Genomic DNA, 14,399 nt, shown 5'->3' with positions numbered 1-14,399 from the left:
GGGCTGCCCATGTGACCTCAGCCCCCAAGAGAGGTTGCGTTGCTACGCAGACTGGCCGGCGCGTGGCAAATGGACGGTGAATACAGCGCCCTGGCCCAGAGTGCTTTGTACGCTGATGTGGCCACCATGCGCGGCAACGATCTGCTCGGAAATGAACAGCCCCAGCCCTAGACCCGCGATCGCATGACGGTTTGACGCACGCTCGAACTGCTGGAAAATCCGGCGCTGGTCTTGCTCACTGATTCCCACACCGTGGTCACGTACGTGTACCCGCGCCCACTCCACATCGGTGTCGACCCAGACGTCCACCGCGCCTTGGCCGCCGTAGCGCAACGCATTGGTCAACAGGTTGGCCACCACCTGCTCTATCCTGAATTCGTCCCAGTGACCCTGTACGTCAGCCGGGGTTTGGCAGTCGATTGTCATGCCAGCGGCAGTGGCCTGGGGTATGAAGCGGTCAACCACGCTGCTCACCAGCTCGCACAAGTTAAACGCCTGGGGGCGAATAGACAGTTTGCCCGTACGTATGCGAGCCACATCGAGCATGTCCTCGATCAACCGGATCAAGCTTTTGATCTGGCGCTCATCCCGCTCCACCATGCCCTGCATCTTGTCCAGGGAAAATGCCGCAGCGTTACCTTTGGCAAGGTGCATCTTGCGCAACTGGGTTTCCAGGATCAGCCCATTGAGCGGCGTACGCACTTCATGGGAAACCACGGACATGAAGTCATCACGCATGCGAACTGCGTGTTCAAGTTCTTTCTGGGTGGCTTGCAACTGCCCTAGCAGCACTTCCTGCTGTTGCCTGCTGCGCTCCAACGCTTCCAACTGCTCGTTGAGGGTTTTTCGCTGGCGGTACAGGTCCACGAATACACTGACTTTGCTTTTTACTGCCAACGTATCAAGTGGTTTCTGCAGGAAATCGACCGCGCCCGTCTCATACCCTTTGAACGCATAATTGAGTTCTCTGCCCGCCGCAGACACGAACACGATCGGAATATGCTTGGTTTTTTCAGTGCCGCGCATCAACTCTGCCAACTCGAAGCCGTTCATGCCAGGCATCTGCACATCCAGAATGGCCAAGGCGAATTCATGCTGCAGCAATAGGTGCAGGGCGTCATCCGCGCACAGAGCCTTATACACCTGGCGGTCGCTCCGACTGATCAGTGCCTCCAGAGCCACAAGGTTTTCAGGGAGATCGTCCACGATCAGCAACTTGGCGGGCTCCTGGCTCAACATTCGGCCGCTTCCAGGCCGGCCAACAGGTTTCCAATACGGTCCAAGGTAAGCACATGATCGGGGCGAAAAAGGTTTAATGCAGCTTCGGGCATGGTTGCAATCCTGGCTTCGGCAGGGTCCTGCACCACGGTGAGCCCGCCCGCCTGCGCGATGCATGACAGCCCGCTCGCGCCATCCTGGCTTGCGCCTGTCATAAGCACCCCCACTAGGCCAGCCCCATAGGCATCAGCGGCCGACTCGAACAGGACGTCGATCGAAGGTCGAGAAAAATGCACTCGTGGCTCCTGGCTTAGCGAAAAACTTCGGTCTTGCTCAATGGAGAGGTGATAGCCGGGGCCTGCCACGTAGATCATACCGGGCTCAAGGGGCGCCTTGTCCTGGGCCTCCTGAACGGGTCGGCGCAGGCGGCGTTCGAACACACTGGCCAATTGGCTGGGCTGGTTCTCGGGCAAGTGCAATACTGCGACGATCGGTAGACCAAAGGCAGCAGGCAGATAGCCGAATACACTCAGCATTGCCTCAACGCCGCCGGCGGACGCGCCTAACACTACAGCTTCACAAGCTTGTCTCACGCTTGCAGCCCTCACAATTTGCGGTAGATTCTTTCGGGCCGCGAAAGCGCTTCGAACCGGCCGGCATAGGCAGTGAAATCAAGGGTTTCCTTGGCGCCCAGCATTAGAAAGCCCCTATGGCACAAAGACTCGTGGAACAACCCGAAGGCTCGATCCTGAAGTTTTTTATTAAAGTAAATCAATACATTGCGACAGGATACCATGTGGGTTTCGGAAAAAACGCTGTCCGTAGCCAGGCTATGATCGGCAAAGGTCACGTTCTCACGAAGCGAGCTGTCGAGAATCGCGTGATCATAAGCGGCCGTATAGTAGTCCGAGAAGCTACGTTTTCCGCCGGCACGGTGGTAGCTTTCGGTATACGCCCGAATGGCCTCAAGGGAATAGATACCCTGCTTGGCCCGCTCCAACGAAGTAGGGTTGATGTCTGTGGCGTAAATCAGCGAACGCTCCAGCAAGCCTTCCTCACGTAGCAGAATGGCCAGGGAGTACACTTCCTCCCCTGTACTGCAGCCAGCAATCCAGAGCTTGAGGGAAGGATAGGTTTCCAGCACCGGTACCACATTACGGCGAATGGCCAGGAAGTGCTCCGGGTCTCGGAACATTTCGCTGACCGGGATAGTGAGGTACTGAAGCAGTTCGGAAAACATGCCAGGCTCATGCAGCATTCGCTCCTGCAAACGGGACACGGTCTCGCATTTAAACTGGCGCAAGGCGTGGAGCAGGCGCCGTTTGACCGACGCCCCCGAATAATCCCGGAAGTCGTAGCTGTATTTGAGGTAGATCGCCTCGATCAGCAGTTTGATTTCGATATCCAGGGTACGGTCGTTGTTTGTCAACGAAGTACCCCCTTGAACGCATCACCGCTCATACACACTTAAATGCGCTCCAATTGAGGCAACCACACCCGTATCAGCGAGAACAAACGGTCAAGCTCAATGGGCTTGGCCAGGTAATCGTTGGCACCCGCATTGATGCAGCGATCCTGGTCGTCTTTCATGGCCTTGGCCGTGACAGCGATAATGGGCAGCTTGCGCCAGCGTGGGTCCTTCCTGATTTCCCGTGTGGCTTCGAAACCGTCCATTTCCGGCATCATCACGTCCATCAGTATCAGGTCGATTTCAGCCACCGCATTCAGGCGCTCAATGGCTTCACGGCCGTTGCGGCCTATTTCGACCACTGCCCCTTTCTGCTCCAGTGCGCTAGTAAGGGCAAAGATGTTTCGCACGTCGTCGTCTACCACCAGTATCTTGCGGCCTTCAAATACCTTGTCACGGCTGCGAGCGGTTTTAAGCATCTTCTGCCGCTCGTGGGACAGTTGCGACTCGACCTTGTGCAGGAACAAGGTGACTTCATCAAGCAGGCGCTCCGGAGAGCGCGCACCCTTGATAATGATCGAGCGCGAGTACTTGAGCAGCTCGGCCTCCTCTTCACGCGTGAGGTTGCGGCCGGTGTACACGATAACGGGCGGGAATGATCGAATCTCATCCGTAGACATGCGCTTGAGCAAATCGTTGCCCAGCATGTCAGGAAGCTTGAGGTCGATGATCATGCAGTCATAGATATTGTCACGTAGCAGGTCGAGCGCCTCCTGTGCGTACCCGACGGCTGTAATTTCGATATCTTCGTCGCCGATCAGCCGGGCAATGCTGTCGCGCTGAAGATCATCATCTTCTACCAACAGAATGTGCTTGAGCTTTTGTGTGAGCTTGGCCTCAAGCCGGGCAAAGACAGACTTCAACTCTTCACGCGATGTCGGCTTCACGGCATAGCCCACAGCTCCCATGTGCATTGCCGCTTCCACCCTGTCTTCCACGGAAATCACGTGAACCGGAATGTGCCGGGTGGTGGCCTGCTCTTTGAGCCGCTGGAGCACGGTAAGGCCTGAATGGTCCGGGAGGCGCATGTCCAGCAATACCGCATCGGGCAGGAATTGCTCCGCCAGCATGTAGCCTTCGTCAGCACCATGGGCGACCAGGCATCGGTAGTTAAGCTCATGGGCCAAGTCATACAGAATGCGCGCAAAGCTGGGCTCATCCTCGATTACCAGGATGCAGCGCTGTGCTGACGACTCCAGCTCGCGATCGTCCGGAAAACGAGGAATATTGAGCGGCGGAGGGGTGGGTGCCGGCAGGCGTACCGGGGCAACGGATGCAGGCGCGCTGGCCTGCCGGTTGGCGGCGATGCTGGGGGCGGCAATAGCCGGCGTACTGCCCGCTTCATACTGGACAGGCAGTACCAGTGTAAAGGTGCTTCCCCCGCCCAGCGTACTAGTTACGCTAATGGTCCCGCCCAGCAGCTTCGCCAGGTCGCGGGAAATGGAGAGCCCCAGGCCCGTGCCACCGTAACGCCTGCTGGTAGTGCCATCAGCTTGGCGAAAGGCTTCGAAAATGACCTGTTGCTGGCCAGGTTCAATGCCGATACCAGAGTCGCGTACCTTGAACGCGACACTGTCATCGCCTTCCCGCGCAATGGTGAGACGCACTTGCCCTTGTTCGGTGAACTTGATGGCGTTGGAAAGCAGGTTCTTGACAATCTGCTCTACGCGCTGACGGTCCGTGAACAGGGACGCCGGCGCATCGTCTTCAACCACCACCTGGAAGTCCAGGCCCTTGTTGGCCGCCACGGGTTGGAACAGCCCTCTGAGGCTGTCGGCCAGCCGATTAACGCTGGTCGTCTCCGGGCGTACATCCATCTTGCCAGCCTCGACCTTGGAAATGTCCAAAATGTCATTGATCAGATTAAGCAGGTCATTACCCGCCGAATAAATGGACTCGGCAAATTTCACCTGGTCCGCACTCAAGTTGCCATCAGGGTTTTCAGCCAGCAGCTTGGCCAGAATCAGCGAACTATTGAGCGGCGTGCGAAGCTCGTGAGACATATTGGCCAGGAACTCGGATTTGTAGCGGCTGGAACGCTGAAGCTCGTCGGCCCGCTCCTCCAACTGTACCTGAGCATGTTTGAGGGCATCTCGCTGGCTGGCCAGCGCCTCGGTACGCTCGGCCAGTTGCTCGTTGGTCTGTTCCAACTCGGCTTGCTGGGTCTCCAGGTAGGCCTGGGACTCTTTAAGTACCCGAGACTGTTCTTCGAGCTCTTCGTTGGCGGTCTTGAGTTCTTCCTGCTGAACCTGCAGTTCCTCGTTGAGCTGCTGGGTTTCGGCCAGCACTTCCTGAAGGCGTTGGCGGTAGCGCGCTGCTTCCACAGAAGTGCCGATATTCCCGCTGACCTGTTCTAGGAAGGCAATATCACGGTCCGTGAGGGGGCGAAGAAAGCCTAGTTCCAGCACCGCATTGACCTGACCGTCGTCCAAGGCTGGCAATATAGCCACAGCGCGCGGCAATCCCTCGCCCAAGGCAGAGCTAACCTTGAAATAATCCGTCGGCACGTCATCCAGGCGATGCAGGCGGCCTTGCTGGGCAGTTTGCCCTACAATCCCCTCAGCTCCCCGTATGACATGGTCTCGCCCTTCCTGCTCACGGGAAAACCCATAGGTAGCGACCCGGCGAAGATTGCTCTGCTCATCCCGTACATACACAGCGCCCACCACAGAGCCCAGATAGCGCGAGCAGAATTTCAGCACATTACTGCCCAAGGCCTGCAGCGTAAGCTGGCCAAGCACCTCTTCGGCCAGCTCGGTCTGCCCATTGCGCAACCAGGCCTGGGCTTCAAGGCGTTCGGCGCTCAGGCTCTGGGCATCGAGAATTTCGCCGTACTGGTGGGACAGGTTGATCAGATCACGGCGGCCCCGGTAGGCCAGTAGCCCACTGAGTATGAGTACAAAGCTTAGGTAGAGGGCAATCGCTGTCCAGGTGGTATGCGTGACCTCCTGGCTGCGCTCAAGTCGAAGTTGCTGTTCAGTCGCAACAAACGCCTCATATTCGACGCGGATCTCATCCGTAAGGCGTTTGCCCTGGCCGGCTTGTATGGCACTGCGGTAGTCCTGGCTCTGCCGGCGCATGGCAATCATTTCTGCCCCAAACGCGTTCCAGGCATTCTGCAAACCCTGCAGGCGGTTCAGCCTGTCCACCTGCTGCGGGTTATCACCGACCAGCTCCTTGAGCCCTTCGAGTTCGGCAGTGATACGCGGTTTGGCCACCTCATAAGGGTCCAGGAAATGCTCGTCACCTGTCAGCAAAAACCCGCGCATGCCGGTTTCCATGTCCACCGACAGCTTGACAGCCTGATTGGCGTTATTGATCACCCTGTCGGTATGGTCCACCCAGCCGATGACATTCAACAGATACGCCAGCAATCCGGCGAACACCAACATGCTGAGCAACCCAACGCCCAGCGGCAGCGCGACGTTGCGCAGGAGAATCTTGCGGAAAGCAAACTCATTGAGGGAAAACGCTTTGGTCATATCCATGGCCTGGTTGGAGGACAACGGCGCGAGTTTGCCGGAAATTTCGTGCGCGGTCCTCATCTACACCGCTTTCTGGGCGCCGAATGGCTAAAATAGCTTAGTAGACAACATAATTTAACGTAGGATAGCGCCCGCGACGCGCGCCAGGCTTCACAGGCACCGCGACAATGTCCAGGCTCATAGGCCATTGCCCCTGATTGCGTCGCCTGCACCTTACCTAACCTACGGAATGTATCCATGTCTTCATCCGACACCCCTACCATCCTCGTGGTCGAGGACGATGATATCGTTCGCATGCTGATGGTGGACGTGCTTGAAGAGCTCGATTTCCAAGTATTGGAGGCCGATGGGTGGGACCCGGCCTTGGCGGCGCTTCAAGGTGACAACCCTGTCGACCTGCTGGTGACAGACGTAGGGTTGTGCGATGCCGCAGACCGTACAGGCCTGGACCTGGCCCGCGAAGCACTGCTTCTGCGCCCAAATATTCCTGTACTGGTTGCGAGTGGCTACGGCAATACGCTGGAGCTTCCGGCCGGTGCGCAGCTGCTGAGCAAGCCGTTTACCATCGACAGCCTTCGCGACACGGTGAATGCCTTGCTGGTAGAGCGCTCTACCCGCTCTCTATAAACGCTACCGAACCCTACCGCCACAAACCTTGTACAACGCATGGACAGCCGATGCTGTCCGTGTGCCTCTCTCCCTCTCCTTCCCTTTTCGTTCCAACCTATTCTCTATTTGCGCGCCGAGTAAACCTCCAGAGAACTCTGGCATTGAATCCTTTGGCTGTTCAGAAAAGAGGAAATCCCCCCGACAGTCCAATACTCGTATAGGATCCTAAAATCCATCATGCTGATTTTAAAGCGTTTTATCTGAATTAAGATTGTAAGAGCACTTTCAGTGTGTCGATGTTCTGTCGGAAACTATGCACAAAAGTCAAAATTGATACTGACCAGTCACATAAGCACAAATTTCAACCACTATTTGCTTGGATCCCCATTTTTATCAGGCTACACTCCTGTAGGAGTTTTCTTATACAAGCCTTATGAGCGAGGGTAGGATCATGTTAAATATCACCGGCAGCCTGGTTTACGACACGCCGGTCATGAGAAGGCTCGTGACCGTTACGCCGACGCTCAAGCCTGCCCTACGCAAGGTGGCTGACTTCATCCTGCGCAACCCCATGCGCTCTGCAACCATGAACATCGACGAAATCGCCTTGGCAACCGGCGCCTCTACGGCAGCCGTGAATCGGCTCGCCCATGCCATAGATCTTGCAGGCTTTACAGGCTTGAGGGCTGCGTTGGTTGAAAACCTGCTGGCATTGATATCCCCTGCTGACAAGGTTCGACAGGAACTGCATCAGCGCCCCGGAGGCGCGTTTGCCCTGGACCTTCAAGTGAGGGTATCGAAAGGCAACATGGACGCTACTTTGGCCGCCAATGCCGAAGCGACCTTCAGCGGCACGGCTGAAGCCTTGGTCAAGGCCAACCGCCTGTACACCCTTGGGTTCGGCCCTTGCCACCACTTGGCAGGGCTGGCGGCGACGGCCTTCCTGCCGGTGTGCCATCAGATACTGTCTATCAGCACCGAAGGTGGCAGCGAAGCAGCGGCCTGTCGCCTGGCCGGTATTGGCCCCTCGGATGTACTGCTGGCAATTGCCTTGCCACCCTACAGCGATGAGGTCACTGCCTTGGCGCGGTATGCCCTAGGGCGAAAAGCTCAGGTACTGGCGATCACGGACTCCCCCGCTTCACCTTTGGCACGTCATGCGAGCTTTACGCTATATGCACCAGGCAATCATCCTGTGCTGGGTGAAAGCACAGCGAGCGCCCTGAGTGTCATCGAAGCGCTAGCGTCCAGCATTCGTCACCGCTGTGAGGGCAAGGCAAGCCAAGCCATGCGGCAGGCACAAGAGGCCATGAACAGCCTTCGCATGAAGGCCATCAAAGGCTAAGGTGTGCGGTACAGGCTATAACGCAGGCCCGGAACGAGTTGCCAACCCTGCCTGCTATTGGCGACTATGGTGCACCACAAGAACGAGCAGGCCGCGTCATGATCAGAGCCGCCCGCAGCACAGACCCGTCATACGAGCTGATGGATGACCATGAAGGGTTGTCCATTATCTATCGCCAGCACGGGTTTCCTTGCCCATTGGTGAGGTGGCACTTTCACAAGGAATATGAACTGCACCTGATCACCGCCAGTTCAGGGAAAGTCTTCATTGGTGATTACATAGGCAACTTCACCCCTGGGAGCCTGTTTCTTACAGGGCCTAACCTTCCTCACAACTGGATCAGCCAAGTGGAGGAATGCCAGCATTTTCCTCAGCGGGACATGCTAGTGAACTTCACCGATGTACTGTTCGAGTCTGCTCATGCTGTGTTTGCCGAGCTGAAAACCCTCGCCCCGCTGCTGGACAGAGCCCGCTACGGCATCGAGTTCAAGGACAAAGCCCTGATACTTGAAGCGGACCGGCTAATGGCATTGATCGCCCAAACCACCGGGGTAAGCCGCCTGGGGTATTTTCTGGTGCTGATGGAAGCCCTTGCCAACACCCATGACTACGCCTTGCTGTCTGCGACCAGTGCGGCAGCGCTTGCCGATGACAGTAATATGGAGCGTACCAACCGCGCGGTGGACTACATCTTTGCGCACTATGGTCGAGAATTGTGCCTGGAGGAAGTTGCGGACCACTTGAACATGAAACCGACCTATTTCTCCCGCGTGTTCAAGCAGTCCACCGGGCGAAGCTTTGTAGAGTTTGTGAACCGGTTGCGGATCAGCAAATCCTGCGAGCTGCTTGCCGATGGCCACACACCTGTCACCGACGTCTGTTTCGAGTCCGGCTTCAATAATATCTCTAACTTCAACCGTCGCTTCCAGCAGCTAAAAGGTATGACGCCCAGCGATTACAGGCGCCTGGCCGTACAGAGGCTTACCGAGCAAAACCTTCAGGCATCTGCGCTGGGTTAACGACAAGCGGCCCTAATGCCCCTTCGCGTAGTCAGGGGTGAGCTACGCTAATCATAGGCATTGCGGCGCGCGCGCCAGAATGCTCATCTCGCCTGAGCCAGTTGCGTGAGGGACTACCATGAAGAGTGTTGCCCAATTGCTTCATTTGCCCAAATTTCCAGGCTTTGGCTTGGTTTCCGATACCTATGACCAAGGCCGCCCTGGCTACCCACCAGCTATCAAGACGTGGCTAGCTGAAGAAATGCAGATCAAGAACCAGACCAAGGTACTTGACCTCGGCTCAGGGACGGGCAAATTCACGCGCCTGCTGGCTGAACTCCGGGCCGACGTGACTGCTGTGGAGCCAGAAGCCAGCATGCGGGCACGTTTCGAACGCAATGTACCCTCAGTGCCTGTACTGGATGGTTTTGCAGAAGACCTGCCGCTCGCCTCCGGCAGCATGAATGCCGTGATCTGTGCCCAGTCCTTTCATTTGTTCGCCAGCGAGAAGGCCATGGCAGAGATCCATCGTGTGCTTAAGCCAGGTGGGCACCTGGGGCTGTTCTGGAACGTGCGCGACACCCGTGTGGGGTGGGTCAGCGAGCTGGCCAACATTGTCAATCGTTATGCCGGTGAGCAGCCCCGCTACTACGATAAACGTTGGCGCGAGCCGTTGCTGGACGGTATCAAGCGAGGCTATGCCCCCCTCAGGGAAGCCACCTGGCAGCACCTGCATACTGGAAGCCCTGAGGACGTTATCGTACGTCGGATAAAATCCATCAGCTTCATTGCGGCCCGCCCAGAGGACGAAAAAGCCAGGATCATCGCCGAGGTGCGCGAATTGATCGCACACCATCCCGAGCTGGCCGGCAAAGCGGAAGTCAGCGTGCCCTATGAAACGCATGCGGTAAGGACGGTGAAAATCCTGCCCTAACCGACTCAATGCTCTGTTTTTTCTTCCACGCGCTGCGCAATAAGAGGCCCCAGTGACAGCACGCCCCACGCCAATACCGTGCTAAGCACTGCCGTGGCCTCTCGGCCAAGCCCTGCAGCTGTACCGATGGCTGCCGTCATCCAGAGGCCAGCAGCCGTGGTAAGCCCCTTTACATCATGGGTGTTAAGCTGGCTACCCTTCAGAATCGTCCCGGCGCCCAGAAAACCAATACCTGCGACAATGCCTTGCACAACCCGGCTTAAAGCATCGGCCTCTGAACCCGCCATTTGCGGGACCATCACGAACAGCGCAGCGCCGATAGACACCAGCATGTGGGTCCGCACGCCAGCCGCCTTCCCTTTCTGTTCCCGCTGAAACCCCAGGATACCGCCTAGCAAGGCTGCGACCAGCAACCGAGCCGTGACCTTGGTCAACTGCTCTACATCGGCAATGTCAGCGAACTCTTCCTGCAAGGCCGTTACCACTTCATTCCACCCGTTCATGCGAGTACCCGTTACAATGATGCGGTTCGACTCTACCGGCGAGGGCAAGTGCCCGATCAGGTGCACATTTGCGCCGCTACCTTGAGTAACCTACCGTTCGGTTATCGCACTTATTCATAGGCTACCGCCAAGGCAATATTGACGCCTGATAGGGCGGCTGATATTCCTGTACCACCCAGTTAGTTTTGCCCCCGGCATTGTAACGACGGCCCGCGTGATAATAAAAACAACGGAGACAACCATGGCCATCCATGACACTCATTCCCAAGGTTCACATCAGACCAGAAAAGCGACCGCCAGCGGCTGGGTCGGTTCTGCACTGGAATACTACGATTTCTTCATCTATGCCCAAGCGGCAGCCCTGATCTTCCCGCAGATCTTCTTTCCCTCCAGTGACCCAAAGATTGCCATTGTCGCGTCGCTGGCGACGTATGGCGTAGGTTATGTGGCCCGGCCCATCGGTGCGCTGGTACTGGGCCATTTGGGTGACACCCGTGGGCGCAAGAACGTGCTCTTGATGTGCATGTTCCTGATGGGCTTCGCCACTATGGCGGTAGGGCTATTGCCCACGTACAACCAAGTGGGGTTCCTGGCACCCACGTTGCTGGTGATTTTGCGCCTGGTACAAGGTTTCGCTGTGGCTGGCGAGATCTCCGGAGCCAGCTCCATGATCATGGAACATGCGCCCTTTGGGCGACGCGGCTACTACGCCAGCTATACGTTGCAAGGTGTACAGGCCGGGCAGATTTTCGCTGCAGCTATCTTCCTGCCTTTGGCGTACTTTATGCCGGATGACGCGTTCAACAGTTGGGGCTGGCGCATCCCTTTCCTGCTATCGGCTGTGGTACTGATCGCCGGCGTGATCATTCGCCGGGAAGTACACGAGACCCCTGCGTTTACGCAGGCTGAAACCAAGGGTGCAGTGACCAAGTCACCTATAGCGCAAGCCTTCCAGAAAAACTGGCAGAACATGGGCCTGGTGATGTGCATGGCCTTGATGAACGTCATCCCAGTGGTAGCGACTGTATTTGGCGCGGCCTACGCCGTTCAGCCGGCCTACGGCATCGGCTTTTCCAAGAGCGTTTACTTGTGGATTCCTGTGGTAGGCAACTTGGTTGCCGTGCTGGTGATCCCTTTTGTAGGCAACTGGTCAGACAAAGTAGGCCGTCGCCCGATGATCATCGGTGGCGCGTTAGGCGCAGGGTTGCTGTCCTTTGGTTACCTCTATGCCATCAGTATTCACAGCGTACCGCTGGCGTTCGGCATGTCGCTGCTGATGTGGGGAGTGGTGTATCAAGGTTACAACGCTGTGTTCCCAAGCTTTTATCCTGAGCTGTTCCAGACACGCTATCGGGTCTCTGCGATGGCCATTTCCCAGAACGTAGGGACGATGATCACGGCGCTGCTTCCTGCCTTGTTCGCAGCCGTGGCGCCTCCTGGGTCAGATAATATTCCCTTGACCGTGGGCAGCATTGCCTTTGCTGTCACGGCTGTTGCAGCACTGGCGGCCTACACAGCGCGGGAAACCTACCGCATTCCTATGGAGGAACTGGGAAAGCGCAATGCCGTACCGCTTGAAAAACGCGACTACGACGCCATGCGTGCCCAGGCCGCCCCGCCGGTCTGACACTTAACGTGCAACGTGTTGAAACGCCGGGAACTACCCGGCGTTTCATTGTACGGCTCACACGTGCGCAGCGCGGGGGGCTACGGACCGAACATGGGCAATGAACGCGTCTGCTGGAAGGGGTCGCCCCAGCAGGTGGCCTTGAAGCGAATCACATCCCAAGCGGGTCAGAAACGCTCGCTGCGCCTCCGTTTCTACCCCTTCGGCCACAATGCGCAAGCCCAGTGCCTGCCCAACCGCTACAATGGCAGACACGATCGCTGCGTCCTCACTGCCCTGGTGAAGGTCACGCACAAACCCTCGATCGATTTTCAGCTCGCTGGCAGGAAGCCGCTTGAGGTACATCAGGCTCGAATAGCCGGTGCCGAAATCGTCGATCGCAATATCTACCTCCCTATCAGCCAGCTGTTGCAGGATGGCCATGCTGGCTTCTACGTTCTGCATAGCCGTGGTTTCCGTGATTTCCAGGGTGAGGTTGCGCGCGCAAAGGCTGCTGCTGGCCAGCGCGTGCGCCACGCTGTCTACCAGCCCACCATACCCGAACTGCACGGCCGACAGGTTGACCGCCATACGCCATTGCGTATAGCCCAATCGATACCACTCGGCCATCTGCCGACAGGCTTCGCCCAGCACCCATTCGCCGATGGAGACGATCAGGCCGGTCTTTTCGGCCAGGTCGATAAAAGCATCGGGAGCCAGCAAACCTAGTTGCGGGTGTTGCCAGCGCAGCAAGGCTTCGGCGCCCACGGCATTTCCACTTATGGCATCGAACTTGGGTTGATAAAACAAGCGAAATTCACCCCGCGCCGAGGCCGTGCGCAAGTCCTGGATCAAGTCGAGTTGGCGGCGTGCGTTACTGTTCATAGATGCGTCAAAAAAACAGTACATGTTCTTGCCATTGTGTTTGGCGTGGTACATGGCCGCGTCAGCATTGACCAGCAATTGATGCGGGTCAGACCCGCCACCGGGATACAGCGCCACACCTATGCTGGCCGACACCCGCAAGCTGTGTTCGCTCACCCAGAAAGGCTCGGCCAGCAACAGCACTTGCGCTGCAGCTACTGCCACTGCGTCCCCTGCACGCCGTAGCGGAACTAGCAGCACAAACTCGTCTGCGCCCATACGTGCCAAGGTAGCCTGTGCGGACAGGCCAGCGCACAGTCGCCTGGTGACCGCCAGCAACAGCTGGTCGCCCATGTGATGACCAAACGCATCGTTGATAGGCTTGAACCCGTCCAGGTTGATGAACATCAGGGCGAAGCACGTGGCATGCTGGTGAGCCTGTTGCATGGCTTGTGCGATACGGTCGCTCAGCAAAATCCGGTTTGGCAAGCCAGTCAGGTTGTCATGCAAGGCCAGGCGAGTGAGTTGCCGGTTGGCCGCCGTCAATGAGAGAGCAAGGTCGGCAGTTCGCGCCTCCAGGCGTGCGTCTAATACTGACGTCAGCAAGGCAATGGCCAGTACTGAAAGCGTGGTCACGATTACCAGGTAAACCAGGCCGTCCCCAGTGAGGCTCAATCCCTCAAGGGCGCCGCACAGGCTGCCCATGGGAAAACGCGCCGCAGCCATGCCGGTGTAATGCATCCCAATGATGGCCAGACCCAGCACCACGGCCGCCCCGGCACGAGCCACACGCACATAGGGCATGTGACGGCGCAGCCGATAAGCGATGATCAAGGCCACCGCAGACGCACCTATGGCTATCAACAATGAGGCTGCAAGCAGAGCCGCGTCATAGGTAATGCCTGGAGACAGCCGCATGGCCGCCATGCCTGTGTAATGCATACCGGCGATGCCTGCGCCCAGTACCACTGCGCCAACGGCCAGGCGCGGCCAAGGCAAGGTGGCACGACTTGTCAGCCACAATGCGAAACCTGCGCTGCCGACGGCAATGAGTAACGACAAGACCGTGAGCGCTAGGTCATAGCCCAATTGGATCGGTAACTCGAAGGCTAGCATGCCGATAAAATGCATCGACCAGATGCCTATGCCCATGGCCAGAGAACCGCCTGCCATCCAGAGGTGCACAGACCGGCCACGGGCACTGGAGATGCGCCCCGCCAGGTCGAGTGCCGTATAAGCAGCCAGTATCGCGACCAGGCATGACACGGCGACCAAAGGAGCAGAATAGGTTCCAATGAGCATAGGGTCTACCAGACAATCTCGATTGGAAAACCTCGCAGTCCCTCATGAAGGGAACAGAGACTAACGT

General features: G+C 57.4%; 11 protein-coding genes. 5 read left to right on the top strand and 6 right to left on the bottom strand.

The features are described 5' to 3' along the window. Positions 1 to 42: 42 nt before the first annotated feature. From ACSAMW_RS01715 to ACSAMW_RS01700, 4 genes are all read right to left on the bottom strand, one after another. The gene (locus ACSAMW_RS01715) at positions 43 to 1,239 is read right to left on the bottom strand and encodes a hybrid sensor histidine kinase/response regulator (RefSeq protein ID WP_500592376.1); all 1,197 of its coding nucleotides are present in this window, start codon (positions 1,237 to 1,239) and stop codon (positions 43 to 45) included. Continuing rightward, positions 1,233 to 1,754, bottom strand: a complete 522-nt coding sequence (locus ACSAMW_RS01710) for a chemotaxis protein CheB (RefSeq protein WP_500592375.1) — start codon at positions 1,752 to 1,754, stop codon at positions 1,233 to 1,235. The genes ACSAMW_RS01715 and ACSAMW_RS01710 overlap by 7 nt, the downstream gene beginning before the upstream one ends. A 68-nt stretch (positions 1,755 to 1,822) precedes the next feature. Further along, positions 1,823 to 2,647: a CheR family methyltransferase gene (locus ACSAMW_RS01705; RefSeq protein WP_500592374.1), complete on the bottom strand. Its 825-nt coding sequence runs from the start codon at positions 2,645 to 2,647 to the stop codon at positions 1,823 to 1,825. Between the two features lie 38 nt (positions 2,648 to 2,685). Further along, the gene (locus tag ACSAMW_RS01700; protein WP_500593937.1) at positions 2,686 to 6,168 is read right to left on the bottom strand and encodes a response regulator; all 3,483 of its coding nucleotides are present in this window, start codon (positions 6,166 to 6,168) and stop codon (positions 2,686 to 2,688) included. 240 nt (positions 6,169 to 6,408) lie between these two features. Here ACSAMW_RS01700 and ACSAMW_RS01695 point away from each other — a divergent pair, with 240 nt between their 5' ends. From ACSAMW_RS01695 to ACSAMW_RS01680, 4 genes are all read left to right on the top strand, one after another. Next, positions 6,409 to 6,798, top strand: a complete 390-nt coding sequence (locus ACSAMW_RS01695; RefSeq protein ID WP_500592373.1) for a response regulator — start codon at positions 6,409 to 6,411, stop codon at positions 6,796 to 6,798. A gap of 433 nt (positions 6,799 to 7,231) precedes the next feature. Next, entirely contained in the window at positions 7,232 to 8,125 is an 894-nt protein-coding gene (locus ACSAMW_RS01690; protein ID WP_500592372.1) for a MurR/RpiR family transcriptional regulator, read from the top strand. Positions 8,126 to 8,223: 98 nt separating this feature from the next. Next, the gene (locus ACSAMW_RS01685) at positions 8,224 to 9,144 is read left to right on the top strand and encodes an AraC family transcriptional regulator (RefSeq protein ID WP_500592371.1); all 921 of its coding nucleotides are present in this window, start codon (positions 8,224 to 8,226) and stop codon (positions 9,142 to 9,144) included. A gap of 118 nt (positions 9,145 to 9,262) precedes the next feature. After that, positions 9,263 to 10,057: a class I SAM-dependent methyltransferase gene (locus tag ACSAMW_RS01680; RefSeq protein ID WP_500592370.1), complete on the top strand. Its 795-nt coding sequence runs from the start codon at positions 9,263 to 9,265 to the stop codon at positions 10,055 to 10,057. A 5-nt stretch (positions 10,058 to 10,062) separates the two neighbouring features. Here ACSAMW_RS01680 and ACSAMW_RS01675 read toward each other — a convergent pair whose 3' ends face one another. Further along, entirely contained in the window at positions 10,063 to 10,560 is a 498-nt protein-coding gene (locus tag ACSAMW_RS01675; protein WP_168080928.1) for an MgtC/SapB family protein, read from the bottom strand. Between the two features lie 241 nt (positions 10,561 to 10,801). Between ACSAMW_RS01675 and ACSAMW_RS01670 the strand changes: the two genes are divergently transcribed. Next, positions 10,802 to 12,187, top strand: a complete 1,386-nt coding sequence (locus ACSAMW_RS01670; protein WP_500592369.1) for an MFS transporter — start codon at positions 10,802 to 10,804, stop codon at positions 12,185 to 12,187. 57 nt (positions 12,188 to 12,244) lie between these two features. Here the strand turns inward: ACSAMW_RS01670 and ACSAMW_RS01665 are convergent, their stop codons facing one another. Beyond that, the gene (locus ACSAMW_RS01665) at positions 12,245 to 14,332 is read right to left on the bottom strand and encodes a putative bifunctional diguanylate cyclase/phosphodiesterase (protein WP_500592368.1); all 2,088 of its coding nucleotides are present in this window, start codon (positions 14,330 to 14,332) and stop codon (positions 12,245 to 12,247) included. Positions 14,333 to 14,399: the final 67 nt, after the last annotated feature.

The organism is Pseudomonas sp. AB39(2026), from assembly GCF_059831485.1.
The sequence above is the reverse complement of the archived record's forward strand: the minus strand, read 5'-3'. Positions and strand labels throughout refer to the sequence as shown.

What these genes read in the sequence shown, in the direction of transcription:
- ACSAMW_RS01715 (WP_500592376.1), bottom strand. Translation starts at nt 1,239, where the DNA reads ATGTTGAGCCAGGAGCCCGCCAAGTTGCTGATCGTGGACGATCTCCCT.
- ACSAMW_RS01710 (WP_500592375.1), bottom strand. Translation starts at nt 1,754, where the DNA reads ATGCTGAGTGTATTCGGCTATCTGCCTGCTGCCTTTGGTCTACCGATC.
- ACSAMW_RS01700 (WP_500593937.1), bottom strand. Translation starts at nt 6,168, where the DNA reads ATGACCAAAGCGTTTTCCCTCAATGAGTTTGCTTTCCGCAAGATTCTC.
- ACSAMW_RS01695 (WP_500592373.1), top strand. Translation starts at nt 6,409, where the DNA reads ATGTCTTCATCCGACACCCCTACCATCCTCGTGGTCGAGGACGATGAT.
- ACSAMW_RS01690 (WP_500592372.1), top strand. Translation starts at nt 7,232, where the DNA reads ATGTTAAATATCACCGGCAGCCTGGTTTACGACACGCCGGTCATGAGA.
- ACSAMW_RS01685 (WP_500592371.1), top strand. Translation starts at nt 8,224, where the DNA reads ATGATCAGAGCCGCCCGCAGCACAGACCCGTCATACGAGCTGATGGAT.
- ACSAMW_RS01680 (WP_500592370.1), top strand. Translation starts at nt 9,263, where the DNA reads ATGAAGAGTGTTGCCCAATTGCTTCATTTGCCCAAATTTCCAGGCTTT.
- ACSAMW_RS01675 (WP_168080928.1), bottom strand. Translation starts at nt 10,560, where the DNA reads ATGAACGGGTGGAATGAAGTGGTAACGGCCTTGCAGGAAGAGTTCGCT.
- ACSAMW_RS01670 (WP_500592369.1), top strand. Translation starts at nt 10,802, where the DNA reads ATGGCCATCCATGACACTCATTCCCAAGGTTCACATCAGACCAGAAAA.
- ACSAMW_RS01665 (WP_500592368.1), bottom strand. Translation starts at nt 14,332, where the DNA reads ATGCTCATTGGAACCTATTCTGCTCCTTTGGTCGCCGTGTCATGCCTG.